Source organism: Providencia rettgeri (genome assembly GCF_041075285.1).
Taxonomy (GTDB): Bacteria; Pseudomonadota; Gammaproteobacteria; order Enterobacterales; family Enterobacteriaceae; genus Providencia; species Providencia rettgeri_G.
Map to the genome: position 1 here is coordinate 4,131,767 of NZ_CP163512.1, position 17,378 is coordinate 4,149,144.

Genomic DNA, 17,378 nt, shown 5'->3' on the forward strand with positions numbered 1-17,378 from the left:
TTAGGTACAGGGATGAACATGCAAGATAAAAAAAAGAGAACTGTTTTTTTTACATTATCAATGATACCGACTTTTTTCTGGGGAAATCATGTTCACGCGGAAGAACAAAATATAGGTGAAATTTATGAATTTAATAGTGGTTTTCTCGTAGGCGGTGAAAATAATATTGATTTAACACATTTCAATGAAAACGAGTTAGCAGAGGGGATTTATTCGCTTGATATTTATGTAAATAAAAATTGGAAAGGACGTCATGAAATACAATTACGCCATAAAGGTAATGATGGCGTGACGGCATGTTATAACAATAAATTATTAATGAGCCTTGCGATAGACACAAGTATTTTAAATGATACTCTAAGCCGAGATAACACTTGCAGATCATTGAAAGAATGGAGTGCAGATAATAATATTAAAGAGATCTTTGAGCCAGCCAATCTCCGATTAGATTTAACATTTCCTCAAATTTATATTATTCAATCTCAAGCTAGCTATGTGCCTCCTGAATTTTGGGATACAGGAATACCTGCATTAAACACCTCTTACCAAGCAAATTTTTATAGTAATAATCTTTCTAACTCATCAATTGACCATTATTCTATGTTCTATATGGGGGTTAATTCAGGTTTTTCATATAAAGGTTGGCAATTAAAACATATTGGTAATGCGGCTTGGCAAGAGGGTGATAACGTTAAGTGGGATAGTCAGCAAACATACCTACAAGCTCCTCTTGTGCCAATTAAATCGACAATGACATTGGGGCAGTTTTATACGCAGGGAAATATTTTTGATAGCATTAGTTTACGTGGAGTAAAGATCGCGACTGATGACAGTATGTATCTTGATGGCGTATCAAATTATATCCCAGAAATACGCGGTATAGCACAAAGTAACGCGTTGGTTACAGTACGCCAAAATAATACAGTTATTTATCAAACTTCCGTCCCACCCGGCCCTTTTTATTTGCAAGACGTTAATCCATCTGGTTATGGAAATGACTTAGAGGTTACGATCAAGGAAGCTGATGGTAGTGAAAATTCATTTTCTGTACCCTATTCATCGCTGACCCAATTGCTAAGACCTAAGTTCACACGCTATCAAATTGCGGCGGGAAAGCTAGACCAAAACGCATACCGCAACCGTCCTTATATTGTTCAGGGAACATTACAGCATGGTTATAATAATTATTTCACCTTTTACACAGGGATTAACGCCTATGATGATTATCAAGCATATATGTTGGGGACAGGGATTAATACAAAAATCGGTGCATTAGCCTACGATATTACAAGTGCAAAAACTAAAATGCAAAATCGTGATAAAAATGGCTTCAAGCATCAATTAACATTAAATAAATTATTTTCAGAGACAAAAACAAACTTTATTGTCAGTGGCAATATTAACTCGAGTGAGTCTTATTATGATTTAAATGAGTCATTGTATGTTATTGATAATGAAAAAAATCATACTAATAACAGCCTGAGACATGAAAAGAAAAGCATAAATTATACAATTAACCAAGAGCTACCTGATAAGTATGGTGGCTTTTATTTTACGGGGCGAATGTCCTATTATTGGGATGATAGTCGTCCAGAAAAGCAGTATCAGTTTAATTATTATAATCGCTTTAATCGCCTATCTTACTCTATCGCTTTTATGCGGCTTTATTCGGATAATAGCCATAATAAAAAAGACGATAGGATCAGTATTAATCTTAGTTATCCATTATATTTCGGTGATAACCGGCAAATATCATTGACGTCAAATACCATTTTTAACAACTCGATATTTGAGGCAACTCAGTTAGGGATTAATGGCGCTTTCGATGAGGAGAATAATTGGGTTTATGGTATTAATTCATCGTTCTCAAATAATAGTAATAACAACATTGCACTCAATACCGCCTATCGAACCCCCTATTCTTCCTTAAATGCCAACTACAGCCATGGTAAACGCTACCGCCAGTATGGGTTAGGGGCTAATGGTTCGATGGTTATTCATTCGGGTGGCGTGACTTTTTCACCAAATACTTCTCAAACCATGGCACTCATTGAGGCTAAAGATGCTCAAGGCGCTGGCATTATGGGATCGCCAGGGACATATATTGATAGGCATGGTTATGCGTTGGCTTCTTACATGCGTCCGTATCGTGTTAATACCATTGAAATCGATCCAAAAGGCAGTTCTGAAGATATTGTCTTCACTAACACGCTTAAAAATATCGTGCCTTATGAGGGCAGTGTCGTAAAAGTCAGCTTCGATACCAAACTGGAAAAAACTAATGTAATTGAAATAAAAAGAAATCAAGGTCAGCCATTACCTTTTGGCGCCGATATTAAAAATATGCAAGGTGAGTCAATTCGCAGTGTAGGGCAAGGAAGCTATGTCTTTATTACTGGAGAATATGAAGGTCAAGCCACGGTGATTTGGCAGGAAGGTGAATGTTCATTTTTTATCAATAAGAAGAGTGAATTGAATAAGGGGATAATATGCGAATAATATATTTATATTATTTTTCTGCTGTTTTTGCGATCAGTGCACCTGCATTGGCCGATTGTACTCGTTTTTCAGTTCCTCCCGTTGATATTAATATGGAATTAGGCCGTGTTGTTGTAAACCCCGATCTCCCTGTTGGAACAATTATCCGTGAACGGACATGGAGCATGGATACAGCAACAGTACCATGGGGGGAATGCACTGGCGGGACAGTTTTAGATGCTAAGATTGTGGTTAATAAACCGATGTCTGGGGATAATATTATTGAAACGAATGTTCCAGGAATCGGTCTTAGGTTTGTTCGCAATGCGGAGGCCAGTGACATTAAAATCACCTACCCAGGGCATTTTACCATCCCAGGGAAAGGCGTAAAAAATGTCGTTTTAGCGGGGTCAACATTTACTATTCAAGTTATAAAAACAGCTGAAGTTACAGGTTCAGGCTCTATCCATCAAGGTGAATATACCCGTTATGGATATTTACCCGACTCAGTATCACCAGCACTGATTACTCGATTGACGGCGGATGCGATTACGATTATTTCTCCTTCTTGTAAGATAACCTCGGGTGTCAATCAAAATGTCATTATGCGTTCAGTGAAAAAAAGTGAATTTTCTGGTTTAGGCTCTGTGGCGGGAGCGACACCGTTTTCGATTAATATGTTATGTAGCGGTGGTGTAAACAGTGCGAATACATCAAATATCTATATGTCCTTCAATGGTGAGCTTGCGGCAGATACGACGAAAAGCCAAGGTGTGCTAAAAAATAACTCGACTGAGCTTCAAGCGGCTGATGGTGTTGGAGTGCAAATTTTAACAGCAGAAGATAAACCGTTAGAATGGGACAAAGAATATTTGGTGGGGAGTGTTGGAATACAACAGGAAAAAGCAATAAATCTTAATTACATAGCAAAATATTATCAATATAAAAAAGAAATATCACCCGGTAAAATTCAAGCTAAAATGATATTTAATATATCTTACGATTAGTAAAAACCCATATATAAACCGACAAATTATACTGACACTAAGATAGCGAATATTTTAGTGTCATTTTTTTGGGGTAAATAAATTACTTATTTTTAAAAATATGCTTTTAATATCAAAAGATTATTTTTTTTGTTCTTTTTATTATGCATCTGTTTTTACGCTTAATAAGTAATTGAGATTGACCAAATGTAATAATTTATTAAAAACTGTATTGACTTATTAATTTAACTTAGTATCATTCTGCGTCGAAATATAGACCAATTATCAATGTTGTTTTAAATACGTATCTATTCTTATATCAGATACACTCTTGGCTATTTGTTGAATTATCTTAATTGTTTTGATGATATTTTATTGAGATTGGTGATTTGTAATCATGGTAACTGATTGATTGCAAAGTAAATATTTTGATTCAAGGTAAAGTCGTTACAAGGTTAAGATTAATTTATCAAATAGAGTAAGCTATAATGAAATATATCATTTTTATATTTTTTTCTTTTTTTTCAATATTTACATACAGCATTGAAAATAACGGAGGAATAGTGAATTTTGGTGGGTATGTGTTTGAAAGTCCTTGTGAATATAATAGAGATTATAACACATTAATATTGACCTGTTATGAAAAAGGAAATGATAAGAATTATTATTTCCAACTGTCTTCATTAAATGAAAATAGAAAAAACATAAATTCTATAAAAATATCAGAGATCAATTTATCGAAGGTATTACAAGGTTCAGCAATTACCACTATTTCTTATAGGTAAAAATATCTATAAATAATGTATCACTAAATAGATATATATTAATTTAATTTCATTTTTGTCTCTATATTAGATCCCCCCTCGCTAGGTTAAATAAATGAGGGGGAGTTTTTTAATATAAGATTACACACAGCATTTTGTTATTATTCATTGTGTTAATTAGCTAATAAACAAGGTTATTACGCTTTTTATATTTTGGCATAGTGATCTACCATCTCGTTGTTTGTATTTTGCACTAAAACGCCTTAGACGAGCGTTGCACCTATGACATTGGTGATCTCATCTACTGTAATCGACGTTTTCAGTAGAATGCGGTTAACTGAGCCCATAGTTTGCTGGGTCTAAATGAAAAAGCAAAAAAACGTGAGTGGAAAATTGAAAGATATCTTTAAAAACTCAATTAAATAATCAGTTAATGATGGTTTGGATGATGAATTTACCTCAAACGGTATCTTTCTATATCATAACTATATTTATTATTAATTATCAAATGGATAAATAATTTGGCTATAGGTGGTGAGAATGTCGATAGAAGTGGTAACATAATGATAGATAGGTGGTTTCTGAATTTTAACTTTTTTACATCTGATAATTAATTGCTACTTTACATTGATTCAATTTATCTATTAACTTTACTACTGATAATTAATGATTAGCTAAATATGGAGCAATCAATGTCAGTAGTGACACTTGTACTTGTTTTTTTACTTGCGGTTATTGTGAGTGTATTTATCTCGCGATTGCTCAAAGATATTATTCCGTTACCACTTATTCAGATAGCATTGGGCGCAGGGCTGTCTCTGTATGGTTTTACGGTTGAATTTGAGCCTCACTTGTTCTTATTCTTATTTATTCCACCATTGCTATTTCTTGATGGCTGGCGTATTCCAAAAGAAGCATTATTCCAAGAAATAAAACCGATTATGTCGTTAGCGATAGGCCTTGTGGTGGTCACCGTTATTGGCATGGGGTTCTTTATTCACTGGTTAATCCCTGCAATTTCATTGGCCGTTGCATTTGCTCTTGCGGCGATATTGTCGCCGACTGATCCGGTTTCCGTTTCTGCCATGACGGTTAACTCCCCACTTCCATCGCGAATGGCGCACATTTTAGAAGGTGAATCGCTACTTAATGATGCGACAGGGTTAGTCTGCTTTAGTTTTGCTGTTATGGCTGCATTAACCGGAACCTTTTCCCTTGCTTCCGCTGCTGGGGAATTTGTTTTTGTTGCATTAGGTGGGATTTTAATTGGTTTGTTGGTCGCTTGGGCCATTGGCTGGATAAACCAATTCTTGGTTAAGCGTACCGGTGAAGAACCCGCTATCCAGATCATGATTAGCCTATTGATGCCATTTACCGCGTATTTGCTTGCGGAACATTTGCATGTGTCGGGTATTTTAGCCGCAGTAGTTGCGGGGATCGCCATGCACTATGAGAAAATTGCCGGGCGTATGCAGGCAGCGACACGCATGCAGAGTAAAGCGGTTTGGGATACCGTTCAAACAGCCCTTAACGGGATGATTTTTATTTTACTGGGCGAACAATTACCGGGTATGTGGGCCAATATGCCAGAGGTTGCACAAGCTGCGGGGGCGAGCCATCCTTGGATGCTATTTGCTTATGTGGCCATCATTACGGTGGCTCTGGCGATTTTGCGTTTTGGCTGGGTTTGGATCTCAATGACGTTAACCGTATTCCATAACCGTCGCCGTGGTAAAGAAGCGGATGTGGTTCATATTCGTATGATGGCGGTTATGGCGACGGCGGGGGTGCGTGGTGCGATTACATTAGCGGGTATTTTAACGCTGCCACTATTAATGCCAGACGGATCTTTATTCCCAAATCGTGATGTCGCTATTTTCTTAGCGATGGGCGTTATTTTGTGTTCATTATTGATTGCCAGTATTGCATTGCCGATTTTAACGAAAGGCTTAGTACAGGATTTACCGTATGATAATGACGAAATTCGTGCTCGTTTAGCACTCAATGAAGCGGCTATGGCGCATTTGCGTGAGTTAATGAATCACCCTTCGGAGGATATGGATGAAATTGCCATGCGTACCGAGGTTGGGGCGCAGTTGTTAGAAATTTATGGCCGACGACTGGATAATACCGATGAAACTGAATCTGATGTCTATGATTTACATCGAATGATAGAAATGGAACGGGAGATGTCTCGCTCAGCACTGAAAGCGAAACGCGATGCGTTATACCAAATGCGCAAAGGGAAAAACATCAATGAGCGCGTTTACCATCGTTTGCGTGATGAGCTGGATTTAAAAGAAGAAACGTTAAATCATCATAAAAGTGGTAAACATTAACCTAATTTATTGAGATGATAGAAGGCCTGAAAGTGATAATTCAGGCCTTTTGATTAGGTAGGGTAAACATGTCATCAGGGAGATACACATGGATAAGTATCAATTTACCGAAAAAGAAATAAACCGAATTTGGGATCAGGCTATCTTTATTTCTCATGTAAATGAAAAAAAAGGGTTTCGGCAAGACGAGCAGGGGTGCTGGATCCGCCGTAGTGAATATGGCAACTCACAAAGCGAATATGGTTGGCTACCTATCAAAGTTAGGAAAACGAACGGTAAACTGGAGGCGAGTGATTTTATCCCATGCCATTGGTCCATGGTGGCTGAGCAACAGCCATTTTTGCACCATCAATCCAAATTAAAAATAGTGCCATTTGATAGTGTGAGTCCTACCAAGCTCGAACAACTTTGGGCATGCACAAAGCCGCATTCTTATGAAAATGAAGCGAAAGGATTTCGTCTTGATACCTTCGGAAATTGGATTGGGCGTAGCCTGTATGGTGCGGCCGATAGCCCGTTTGGTTGGTGTGTTGTTTTAGTTGAAGGTGATTGCGATGCTCATGAGCAGGAAGAAGCGAAAATATTCCCTGCTAACCTTCAATACATACGGCAGCTTCTGGCTTCTGGGAAAACGGTCTCAACTTCAAAAGGATGGACGACTGAGGATAGTGTCGAGTTAGCTGTACAAGGATTAGATATCGGCATCAATGTCGCCGGTTCCATCGTGGCATCAGCCATCATGCTACCCTTTTCTTTCTTACAATAACCGTTAAAAAATAAAATGGTCGCATTTGAATTTGAAAAAGATATTGTTTAGTGTGCCTTTGTATTTTGGGAACTTAGCTATGTTTACTGTTGTTACTTATTTAGACATTATTACCATCACTTAGTGGTGGGAATACGTGACAGCTAAAACCCGCCAAACAAGGCGGGGTGAGGTTGTTGACAAAGCGGGAGAAAAGCGTGGTTTTGCAACATTGTGTTATCGAGCACATCCATACTTATTAGACTACCCTGAAATTCGTTGAATAAAGTTTGATGGGCTTTGCCCCAACCACTTTTTAAACATTGTTGAAAACGACCCCACACTGCTGTAACCCAAGTCAAAGGCGACCTCGGTAATCGATTTCCCCGCAGAGATATGGGTGATAGCACTGAGTAAACACGCTTGTTGACGCCAATCTGAAAAAGACAACCCGGTTTGAGCCCCGAAAAACCGACTGAAAGAACGCTCACTTTTGTGTAGCTTTGCCGCCCACTCTTGGGGAAGAGACGTGATTTGGGGGGCTTTTAAAAATTCACGACACATTTGGGCTAGGTGCTCGTCCCGTGGGATCGGCGCATAAAATGGTAACGGTTCTGCTCGAGCAATTTCGTGTAAGATCAGTTGGATCATTACACCATCGCGACCGTGAAGATCATATTCGATCGGCGTATCTACCGCTTCCAGTAACAACTGGCGAAGCAATGGAGAAACTCTAAGCACTTCACACTTATTCCCTCTGCGCGGAGCGGCACTCGGTTCGATATACAAGCTCCGAGTGCTGACATTCAACATGCGTGTTTCATGGGGGGTATTGCAAGGGATCCACACACCACTATCTGGGGGGATAACCCACTCACCATCATCTGTACTCACTTCAATCAACCCTGTCGCGCCATATAAAAACTGTGCACGACGGTGAACGTGAGAATCCAGTAAAACATTCGGTAGATAGTCTGTCCCGATAGCAAGAACATCACGGGGAACTGCATCAACGGTTTTAAGAGGAATATTTCGCATAGCAATTTCTTATTGGCTGAAATTCAAACATAACGATTTATTTTATGAATATAGGCAATTTTTATTGATATAACCACATGTTTTCCATGGTTGGCTGAAATTCCGATCTCTTTGGCTGTTTTTCAAAAGTTGGTTATGTGGGAAATGTTTACTCTATCGCGGCAACCTAATGTACGCCTGAGGTAGAGTTATCATGGAAAATTACAATGATCAGAATGATGAGCAAGTCGGACTGATTGGATCGTTAACCCGTCGTCGGTTTATTCAAGGCAGCTCTGCCCTCATGGCTGTCCCATTTATTGCCGCTAATGCGGTTGCATCAACCCCCGAAAACGCCGATATCATCCCAACAAAAACCATTAATAATGAGGGGGAGCGCGTGGTTTCCACTTGCAGTAGTTTTGACTGTGGGGGGAAATGCGATATTCGTGCCCATGTGAAAGAGGGGGTTGTGACACGCATTAGTACGCGACCGGACGCAGATCTCGATGAAGAAATGCCCATCATGCGCGCTTGTGTGCGTGGACGTAGCTATCGAAAATTTGTTTACCACCCTAACCGCCTGAAATACCCAATGAAACGTGTTGGTAAACGTGGAGAAGGGCGCTTTGAGCGGATCAGTTGGGAAGAAGCGACGACGTTGATTGCCAGTAATATGCAACGCATCAACGAACAATATGGCCCAGCATCACGTTTTGTGAGCCTGAGTACTGGGGTTACTGGTGGTATTTTCTCCGGCGCGAATATGCTACGCCGCCTATTTAATATCACAGGCGGTTTTCTGGAAAATTACCACTCAGTGAGTAATGGCAATACCATGGCGGTCACTCCTTATACCTATGGAACGTCAGCCAGTGGAAGCACATTAGACACACTCGAAGAGACGCCATTAGTGATTTTATGGGGGCATAACCCCAATGAAACCATTTTTGGGCATTCGAATCATTATTTCCAGAAAATGAAGAAAAATGGCACCAAATTTATTGTTGTCGATCCGCGCTATTCCGACACCGTATCATCATTAGCTGACCAATGGATCCCGATCTTGCCGACCACGGATAACGCCATGATGGACGCAATGATGTATGTGATCATCAGCGAAAATCGCCATGATCAGGCCTTTATCGATAAATACACTATTGGCTTTGATGAACACCAGATGCCTGACGGTGTGCCTGAAAATGAGTCATTGGTGGCATATTTAATGGGGAAAAAGGATGGTGTCGTGAAGACCCCTGAATGGGCTGAGCCGATAACCAAAGTCCCCGCTGACACTATTCGCCAGCTAGCACGTGAATATGCAAGTACTAAACCTGCCGCACTAATGCAGGGATGGGGACCTCAACGCCATATTTGTGGCGAACGTTCAGCCCGCGGTGCAACGTTGTTAGCCACTATCACCGGTAATGTGGGGGTAAAAGGGGGTTGGGCGGCAGGTTATGGGATGGCTGTCACGCCTGATTTACGTAAAACATTAGCGGGGCCAAGCTTATTCGAAAACCCAGTTAAGGCGAAAATCAACATCACCAATTGGGTGCAAGCCTGTGAGGATAAAAATCTGGTCACCCCAGATAATGGTCTGAAAAATGCAGAAAAACTCGATACTGAGATCAAAATGATTTTCTCATTAGCGGGTAATTATATGACTAACCAAAACCCTGACATTTTACATGCAGCTAAGGTGTTGGAAGATGAAAGCAAGGTCGAGTTTATTGTATACAGCGACCTGTATATGACACCGAGTGCCAAATACGCCGACATTTTGTTGCCGGAAACCAGTTTTTTAGAGCGCTGGAATGTCGGGGGGACTTGGGGAACGGGTAACTACATTATTCTTTCTGAAAAAGTGATTGAACCTGAATTTGAACGTCGTAGTGATTATGAATGGTTGTGTGACGTGGCTGAAAAACTTGGCGTAGGCGAGAAATTTAGCGAAGGTCGCACGGAAAAGCAGTGGATTGAACATTTAGTGAATGATGCACACCAAAAACGCCCTGAGGATGGCATTCCGACCTTTGATGAGTTGCTGGTTAAACGACGTCACTTACTGAAACACAAACCGCATATCGGGCATGTGGCTTTTGAAAAAAATATTCACGACATTGAAAACCACCCGTTTGAAACGCCGTCCGGAAAAATTGAAATTTTCTCTAAGCGGTTGTATGACCGTAACGATGTTGATATTCCTGCATTATCCCATTATGTCCCTGCTATTGAGGGGCCTGAAGACGAATTAACGTCACGTTTCCCATTGCAGCTTATTACTTGGAAAGGTCGTAACCGAGCCAATTCAACGCAATTTGCGAATCCATGGTTGCAGGAAGTCCAGCGTCAAGAGCTGTGGATCAACCCTATTGATGCAAAACACCGTCACATTACTGAGGACGATCGCGTGAAAGTGTATAACGATCGCGGGGTCACGATGGTGCCCGTAAAAATTACCTCGCGGATCATGCCAGGCGTGGTGGCACTGCAAGCTGGTGCATGGTGGCAACCCGATGAAAACGGTATCGACCAAGGTGGGTGCGCCAACGTATTAACCTCGGCGCGTAGCACTGCAATGGCCCATGGAAATGCCCATCAGACATTATTGGTGGAGGTGACAAAAGCATGAGTAAATTCCACGTTTATCCCGCAGTGAGTGACAAACAACTCGGGTTTTATATTGATTCGGCGCGTTGTTCTGGTTGTAAAGCGTGTCAGGTGTCCTGTAAAGATAAAAACAATCTCGATGTCGGACGAAAATTCCGTCGTGTATACGAAGTGACCGGTGGCGAGTTTATTGAAAACGGCACAGGTGGGCTGGTGAATAATGTCTTTGCTTATACATTATCCATTTCATGCAACCACTGTGCCGACCCAATGTGTGTCAAAAATTGCCCAACAACCGCAATGCATAAACGTGAAGGAGACGGCATTGTGATGGTCAATACGGATAAATGCGTGGGTTGTGGTACCTGTGCGTGGTCTTGCCCATATGGTGCACCGCAAATGAACCCTGAAACACAGCAAATGTCCAAATGCGATTTTTGTATTGATCTGCAACTTAAAGGTGAACAGCCCGTTTGTGTGGCAACGTGCCCGCTAGGGGCTATCCAGTTTGGTCCAATTGACGAGCTCAGAAAGCGTTATGGTGAATTAGCAGATGTGAGGGGATTACCAGACTCTTCGATTACGCATCCTAACCTTGTGATCCATCCACACCAAGGTTCAGGTCGACAATCTCAAGACTCACAAGGAGAAGCCAAATGAACGAATGGCCATTATTGTTATTCACATTTTTAATGCAAACATCCATTGGGTTGAGTGTGATGTTAGCGCTTTTTGCAAAAAAATTATCCGCTAATTTAACAGGCAAAACTCACTCACAGTTTTTGCTGTGGTATGTATTTGTCGCCTGCGCATTTGCGGGGATCGGCTTATTGTCCTCAATCACCCACCTAGGGGTTCCTTTGAATGCGCCGAATTCACTGCTGAATATTTTTTCATCGTGGTTAAGCCGTGAAGTGGTATTCACCGCCACCTATTTTGCTTTTCTTGGGCTAACCTTTTTATGGCTATGGTTTAAAAAAGAGTTGTCTTACTTGTTACTGGGATTGGCGGTTATTGCCGGGCTTTGCGATGTGTATGCCATGGCATCAATCTATCGTTATACATCAATGCTAACTTGGATGAATGATAATACCTACCTGATGTTTTACGGCACCATGCTAACGGCTGGTGCGGCGGGGTATTATTTATTAATCAGTCTATTATCGCGCTTTAATGGGGGGCGTTCTACGGTACAAATCCCCACTCGCGGTCTGTGGATCTTATGGGCAGTTATTGGTGTTAGCTTAATTATTCGTTTGGTTTATCAACCTACTTATGAAAGTTACCTTGTCCATACCAGTTATAATAACGAATCGATAACTTTTCCGGTGGATTCCATCCGCGCTTATCAAGGGATTTGGTCATTACGTATCACAAGCTGGATTGTGGGGATGTTAGCGGTGATCGTTTTAGGGATTGGCATATTCCGACAGATGCGTACAACCTCAAGTGAGGTATTAACCTCAAATGGTCAGGGCTATTTATTACTCGGGTGTGGTTGCGCGATGGTTGCTGAGTTTATGCTGCGTTATTGCTTTTACGCTATTCATATTTAAGGCAATTGTAATACATTTTTTAGGGCGTCACGGTAATTATGATCCATTTTTCACATTACGCAGCGGCATTTAATATTTTGGGTACTTGCTATCTGTTTTCACCCAATGATGATGCCAGTCACTATGCATTAAGCTTTTTTAAACTAGATGATTTTGCTGCTCAGTGGCCCTGTAAAATCAGTACGCCGCTTAGTGAACGCATTTCGGCGTCGCTAAAAATAGAAACGGCAACACTGCATACTCAGTGGACAGATTTATTTATTGGTCCCAATACATTACCCGCCCCACCATGGGGCTCGGTATACCTTGACCCGGAAGGCGTATTGCAAGGCTGTTCTACGATGGCATTGAGTGAGTTTTTAAAACGGGAGCGTTTAAAAATTCAGACGCGTTATCCAGAGCCATCAGACCATGTTGGCTTAATGTTATTTCAAGCGGCGGTTTTAGCTTCACAAGTTAGAGAGGCGGCATTAAAAGCGTTGTTGAATGACCATCTGGGGAATTGGTTACCACAATTTTCTCAGCAATTAAATCGAACAAAGCAGAGCCCTTTTTATAATGCGCTAACGGAATTAACCTTGGTGACTGTCAGGTCACTAATATAGCTATTTATTCAATATTTTTGATACTTAAATGATTAATTAAACATAATATTTGAATGATGAAATAGTTAATAATTTATAATTAAATGAACATTGATTTAGTTATAAGAAATGCAAATTAAAATGATTCTTACTTTATATTTTTAAGCCATAATGCGTTTTTAAGTCATACTACTTAATGATGTCTATGAAAACTTAAAGGGGTATAAAGTGGTCAATCTATTTAATCGGCTATTGTCCCATGAAGATGCGGGGAAATTACTGTTACGCTTTGCTGTGGGCGGGTTGATGCTATTCCACGGAATGAGTAAGTTATTAACGGGAGCCAGTGGTATCAAAGCATTGCTGGCTTCTTATGGCTTGCCTGAATTTATCGCTTACGGCACTATTTTAGGAGAGGTGGTTGCCCCTATTTTTATTATTTTAGGGATTTTAACTCGCCCATCTGCCTTATTAGTGGCATTCACCATGGTGGTTGCATGGTTAATGATTGGGTTAGACAAAACCTTTGTTCTTGATAAAACAGGAGCATGGGCGATTGAAAGCATTGTCTATTTCTTCCTGAGTTCACTTGCGCTGGCATTTATGGGAGCAGGGAAATTTTCGATTATCAAAAACCCGTGTTGGCGATAAGTTAGTTTTTATTAAGTTTTGACATTGCCTTTGAAAAAAGACCATCAAAAATTTTCTGATGGTCTATTTTTTTGCCTAAAAATGGGCGTTTCAAGATAAACGATAGTTTTGCAATATTGGTAGTTTAAGCCATTTTAGCTATAATAGACATTCAAGCCATTTTATATTGTCGGTGATATATGGAAACTATCTCAGCACAGGTTGCTAAAAATCAATTTGGTGATTTGTTGATGAAAGTTCAACGTGCGCCTGTTGAAATAAGCAAGCACGGTAAACGTGTTGCTGTTGTTATCTCTGCGGACGAATATGATCAGCTTATGCAATTAAAATTACAGAGCCTAAAAGCGGTTTTGGCGGAATCTATTGCACAAGCAGAACGCGGTGAATTTCATAGCATAGATGATGTATTTGCTCCGTTGACTGGGGATGAACTTGATAATAAGGCTTAAGGATGAGCGTTAGGTTTACTCAGAAAGCGAAAGGACATATCCACTCAATTAGGCTTTATTCTATGCGTAGATGGGGGGCTAATGTTGCAGAGGCTTATGCTAACTCATTACGAGTGACAATGACCGATATACTCGCGCCCCAGCCATCTCTTGGTCGTGATCGTAGTGAAGATTTGTATTTGGGTGTTTTCAGTTTCCCTGTTGAAAGCCATATTATTTATTATCGAAAAGCGCCTGAAGGTATTGAGGTGCTGGCAGTATTACATCATACACAAGATCCCCATTCTCATTTATAAAAATCCGTTCTGGCAATAAGTTAATCTTGATTAGGCTTTTGTGATTACTTTTGAAAAAAGACCATCAAAAATTTTCTGATGGTCTTCATTACCTCGAGCTTTCATTTTTATCCTTTCGATAGCGATCCACAAACCCACCGCCAGTATTGATGGAGGAGAACAGCCTCATGCGCATGTGATGATGAGTTTACGTGTGAATGACGGCATAGATCGCGCGCCTGACCAGTATTTTAAAAGGTTTAATGCAAAATATCCTGAGCGTGGTGGAGCTCAAAAGGATTCAGGGCATAGCTTAACGTTGACTGAACAGCGCGAGGCGCTGGTTGATTTGCGTGAGCGTTGGGCGGATACCCATAACCGTTATGTTTAAAATGTAGGGATTGAACAGGCGCGAATAGATCACCGTTCGCTGGCTGATCAAGGGATAGCACGATTGCCCGAGTATCACCTCGGTTTTGAAGCGTCAGGACGACTTTCTGAACTGGATAAACTAATGACTATCAAAGGACGAAATGAACCCGATACTGAGAGATGCGTAATGAGCGAATCTCTTTTGATGTAACGTATGAAAATAAATGATTTTTAGCGCATATAATAGAATGCTTGAAGATATGAATTTTTAATGGATTTTTATACTTTCTTAGCTTGAGTTCTCATTCCTTTTAGTGGCTTATCCCATTTAATAAATTTATTTCTCACATAATTTTTTATCTATTGTATATGTGGTTACCATTGTTGACGATTTATCCGTGCACCTAATGTAACCTTTTGATAAAAGGTTATTTTTCATGCCTAAAAAAATAACTAAGCTTATTAATAACCCTATTATTGCTATAAATAAAAGATATTTGAATATTTGGTTATTTAATTTTATTTCACTTGATGATTTTGCTGCTCGGTAAAAAATAAACGATAAATATAGGGTAAATGGGGAGACAAATATTAATGATGTAAAATATAGAGACAAAGTTATTTTGTCCTCTAATCTTAAATATTGGATGTATGTAGATAAAGAAATAAATACACTTAACAAAGAAATTACAATAAAAAACAATGAATTAAATTTATTCTTTGTATTATTATCCACGGCTAAGTGCCCTCCAGTTATTAAATATCGGTTGAGGGCTTCTTGTTTCAGCTTTAGCGCGGCGGTGAAATTTTAGGTCTCTTATTATGGATTCACTAATCCCTAATTCATTATCAAGCCAATACAAAATACCAACAATTACAAAACCTATGAAAAAGACACCTAAGGTTACTAGTATAACACTTGTTCCACCGGTTAATGCAGCCGTTACTAAGCCTCCTGTAACTGTTGCTGTTATTTGTGTACCAACAGCTAATTTTGCCATATCCATAGTTATGTTTACGAAAAAATTAACCAGTGTGTATTCATCCCTAAATATTAGTTCTACAACTCTATAAGCTGCAGAAAATACAATAGAAAAGCGAGCAGCCCCCACGGATACATTATTCATCCCCTGAGTACCTGCACCCATGTATAGAATTCGAGGGTTGTTTGCTAAATATCGAGTTCCGTCTAAGAACGTTCTAATTCCGGCATGACCTGATAGACGAATATAAACATTACCGTTTGGTCCTGTATATTGAGTTGCTCTAATATTGAAATTTCCAAACTCATTAATAATTCTGTCTACCCTGTATGCTTCATAAATATTTCCTGAGAATGAAGATACTATATCTCCAATATCAAATACCGTTTCTTTTGGATCTTTGAAAGGTGTCGGAGTCGATAGATTTTTTAAAATATAATCCGCTTCCTCAATGGTGATAACAGCTGCGACATTATCATCGTCTTTTTCGTTATTAAGGATACCCCTAATTTTTGTAAGATTTGCTTGGTAGTAAAGTTCATCATAGTTAGGGACGGTTTCAAAACTGAATTTATCATCAGCATCAATGAGTGTTTTTGAAACAGGGTCATATTTATATGCCATGCGACTCCTTGAATTTGGGTTATGGACTGTGAGTATAGCATAAGATATGCCACTCATTCGACAATAAATAGCCTAATGCTCCAATGTGGTACTAATCAAAATGGAGCGAAGCGACAACCATTTTTAGGATCATTAATTATTTTTTAGTACAACAGTACGAAAAAAATCATCCAATAAATGGCTATCTCGGCAAAAAGGCTCAGGAAATGCCAAACGCTCAGCACGTTCAATACTCTCAGCCACTAACGCATCTATTGCAGGACGCCTTGCACCGTAATGGCTTTCATCGACGTTCGACTTTATTTCTAACAGCTCTTTAATCTCTGCCAACACAAGTTTATCGGTAACTGTTGCGGCCACTAACTCTGAAAAGGCCATCGGTGGCATATTTTTATGTATTGCTATCCAGCGTAACGCTAAAATCGCTCTAAGTAGATAAAAATACTTTTTCAGTTTGACTTCCTTACCTTTAAAATCCGTATGTAAGTTGCGTTTACTAATTGATAAATAATGATATCGGGACTTTAATGGTGAATAAAATTTTGTGGCAAGTTCCTCTAACTCAGCAAAAAAGTCTTCGTCTTTAAAATAAACGATAGGGGAATGTAGCCATTCGATTAATGCGGGGTTTGAATTGCGCATTAATCTCAACGCTTTGGATAATTCCCAGCCCGATATATCTAGCTCATCATCTATCGGTTTTTCTATTACATCCCGTTTGGGGTCGAGAGTTAAGTACCAGTCTAATTTATGCACATAGATAAACCGCACATCATAGTCGCTATCGCGGGAGGCAAAGCCCCAACCGCGACTGCCTGATTCACAAGCAAAAAGAATTTTAACGTGATGACTTTCTTCTATGTCTTTTAGAGTACTGCATATCCGTTCTTTCATTAGCACGGATACACTTCCGCTGTTGGTTTCCATACTTTCTCATCTTAT

General features: G+C 39.8%; 17 protein-coding genes. 13 read left to right on the forward strand and 4 right to left on the reverse strand.

Features of this window, described 5'->3' with window-relative positions; all coding sequences use genetic code 11:
• Window positions 1-18: 18 nt before the first annotated feature.
• The 5 genes from AB6N04_RS18870 to AB6N04_RS18890 all read left to right on the forward strand — a co-directional run bounded on the left by AB6N04_RS18870 (window position 19) and on the right by AB6N04_RS18890 (window position 7,595).
• Window positions 19-2,499: a fimbria/pilus outer membrane usher protein gene (locus AB6N04_RS18870; RefSeq protein ID WP_369309754.1), complete on the forward strand. Its 2,481-nt coding sequence runs from the start codon at window positions 19-21 to the stop codon at window positions 2,497-2,499.
• Window positions 2,490-3,485: a fimbrial protein gene (locus AB6N04_RS18875; RefSeq protein ID WP_369309755.1), complete on the forward strand. Its 996-nt coding sequence runs from the start codon at window positions 2,490-2,492 to the stop codon at window positions 3,483-3,485. The genes AB6N04_RS18870 and AB6N04_RS18875 overlap by 10 nt, the downstream gene beginning before the upstream one ends.
• Window positions 3,486-4,920: 1,435 nt before the next feature.
• Window positions 4,921-6,567: a Na+/H+ antiporter gene (locus AB6N04_RS18880; RefSeq protein WP_369309756.1), complete on the forward strand. Its 1,647-nt coding sequence runs from the start codon at window positions 4,921-4,923 to the stop codon at window positions 6,565-6,567.
• Window positions 6,568-6,655: 88 nt separating this feature from the next.
• Window positions 6,656-7,333, forward strand: a complete 678-nt coding sequence (locus tag AB6N04_RS18885; RefSeq protein ID WP_369309757.1) for a hypothetical protein — start codon at window positions 6,656-6,658, stop codon at window positions 7,331-7,333.
• Between the two features lie 136 nt (window positions 7,334-7,469).
• Complete coding sequence (locus AB6N04_RS18890) at window positions 7,470-7,595, forward strand: hypothetical protein (protein WP_369309758.1); 126 nt, start codon at window positions 7,470-7,472, stop codon at window positions 7,593-7,595.
• On the opposite strand, the gene AB6N04_RS18895 is transcribed toward AB6N04_RS18890, so the two are convergent.
• Complete coding sequence (locus AB6N04_RS18895) at window positions 7,577-8,350, reverse strand: helix-turn-helix domain-containing protein (protein WP_369309759.1); 774 nt, start codon at window positions 8,348-8,350, stop codon at window positions 7,577-7,579. The two genes, AB6N04_RS18890 and AB6N04_RS18895, sit on opposite strands and share 19 nt — an antisense overlap.
• Window positions 8,351-8,543: 193 nt before the next feature.
• Here AB6N04_RS18895 and AB6N04_RS18900 point away from each other — a divergent pair, with 193 nt between their 5' ends.
• The 8 genes from AB6N04_RS18900 to AB6N04_RS18935 all read left to right on the forward strand — a co-directional run bounded on the left by AB6N04_RS18900 (window position 8,544) and on the right by AB6N04_RS18935 (window position 14,848).
• Entirely contained in the window at window positions 8,544-10,964 is a 2,421-nt protein-coding gene (locus AB6N04_RS18900) for a DMSO/selenate family reductase complex A subunit (RefSeq protein WP_369309760.1), read from the forward strand.
• Window positions 10,961-11,602, forward strand: a complete 642-nt coding sequence (locus tag AB6N04_RS18905) for a DMSO/selenate family reductase complex B subunit (protein WP_369309761.1) — start codon at window positions 10,961-10,963, stop codon at window positions 11,600-11,602. Before AB6N04_RS18900 ends, AB6N04_RS18905 begins: the two co-directional genes overlap by 4 nt.
• Entirely contained in the window at window positions 11,599-12,498 is a 900-nt protein-coding gene (locus AB6N04_RS18910; RefSeq protein ID WP_369309762.1) for a dimethyl sulfoxide reductase anchor subunit family protein, read from the forward strand. Before AB6N04_RS18905 ends, AB6N04_RS18910 begins: the two co-directional genes overlap by 4 nt.
• 38 nt (window positions 12,499-12,536) lie before the next feature.
• Complete coding sequence (locus tag AB6N04_RS18915) at window positions 12,537-13,103, forward strand: molecular chaperone TorD family protein (RefSeq protein WP_369309763.1); 567 nt, start codon at window positions 12,537-12,539, stop codon at window positions 13,101-13,103.
• 207 nt (window positions 13,104-13,310) lie between these two features.
• Entirely contained in the window at window positions 13,311-13,733 is a 423-nt protein-coding gene (locus AB6N04_RS18920; RefSeq protein WP_369309764.1) for a DoxX family protein, read from the forward strand.
• A gap of 179 nt (window positions 13,734-13,912) precedes the next feature.
• Window positions 13,913-14,182, forward strand: a complete 270-nt coding sequence (locus tag AB6N04_RS18925; protein ID WP_369309765.1) for a type II toxin-antitoxin system Phd/YefM family antitoxin — start codon at window positions 13,913-13,915, stop codon at window positions 14,180-14,182.
• 62 nt (window positions 14,183-14,244) lie between these two features.
• Window positions 14,245-14,478 (forward strand): type II toxin-antitoxin system RelE/ParE family toxin, encoded by a 234-nt coding sequence (locus tag AB6N04_RS18930; protein WP_369309766.1) that lies wholly within the window; start codon window positions 14,245-14,247, stop codon window positions 14,476-14,478.
• A 145-nt stretch (window positions 14,479-14,623) separates the two neighbouring features.
• Window positions 14,624-14,848 carry a hypothetical protein gene (locus AB6N04_RS18935; protein WP_369312186.1) on the forward strand — a complete coding sequence of 75 codons (225 nt, stop codon included), beginning with the start codon at window positions 14,624-14,626 and terminating at the stop codon, window positions 14,846-14,848.
• A gap of 318 nt (window positions 14,849-15,166) precedes the next feature.
• Here the strand turns inward: AB6N04_RS18935 and AB6N04_RS18940 are convergent, their stop codons facing one another.
• The 3 genes from AB6N04_RS18940 to AB6N04_RS18950 form a co-directional block, all read right to left on the reverse strand.
• Window positions 15,167-15,565: a DUF1240 domain-containing protein gene (locus AB6N04_RS18940; RefSeq protein ID WP_369309767.1), complete on the reverse strand. Its 399-nt coding sequence runs from the start codon at window positions 15,563-15,565 to the stop codon at window positions 15,167-15,169.
• Window positions 15,558-16,436 carry a hypothetical protein gene (locus tag AB6N04_RS18945; RefSeq protein WP_369309768.1) on the reverse strand — a complete coding sequence of 293 codons (879 nt, stop codon included), beginning with the start codon at window positions 16,434-16,436 and terminating at the stop codon, window positions 15,558-15,560. Before AB6N04_RS18945 ends, AB6N04_RS18940 begins: the two co-directional genes overlap by 8 nt.
• 132 nt (window positions 16,437-16,568) lie before the next feature.
• On the reverse strand, window positions 16,569-17,363 hold the full coding sequence (locus AB6N04_RS18950; protein ID WP_369309769.1) for a nucleotidyltransferase domain-containing protein: 795 nt from the start codon (window positions 17,361-17,363) through the stop codon (window positions 16,569-16,571).
• Window positions 17,364-17,378: the final 15 nt, after the last annotated feature.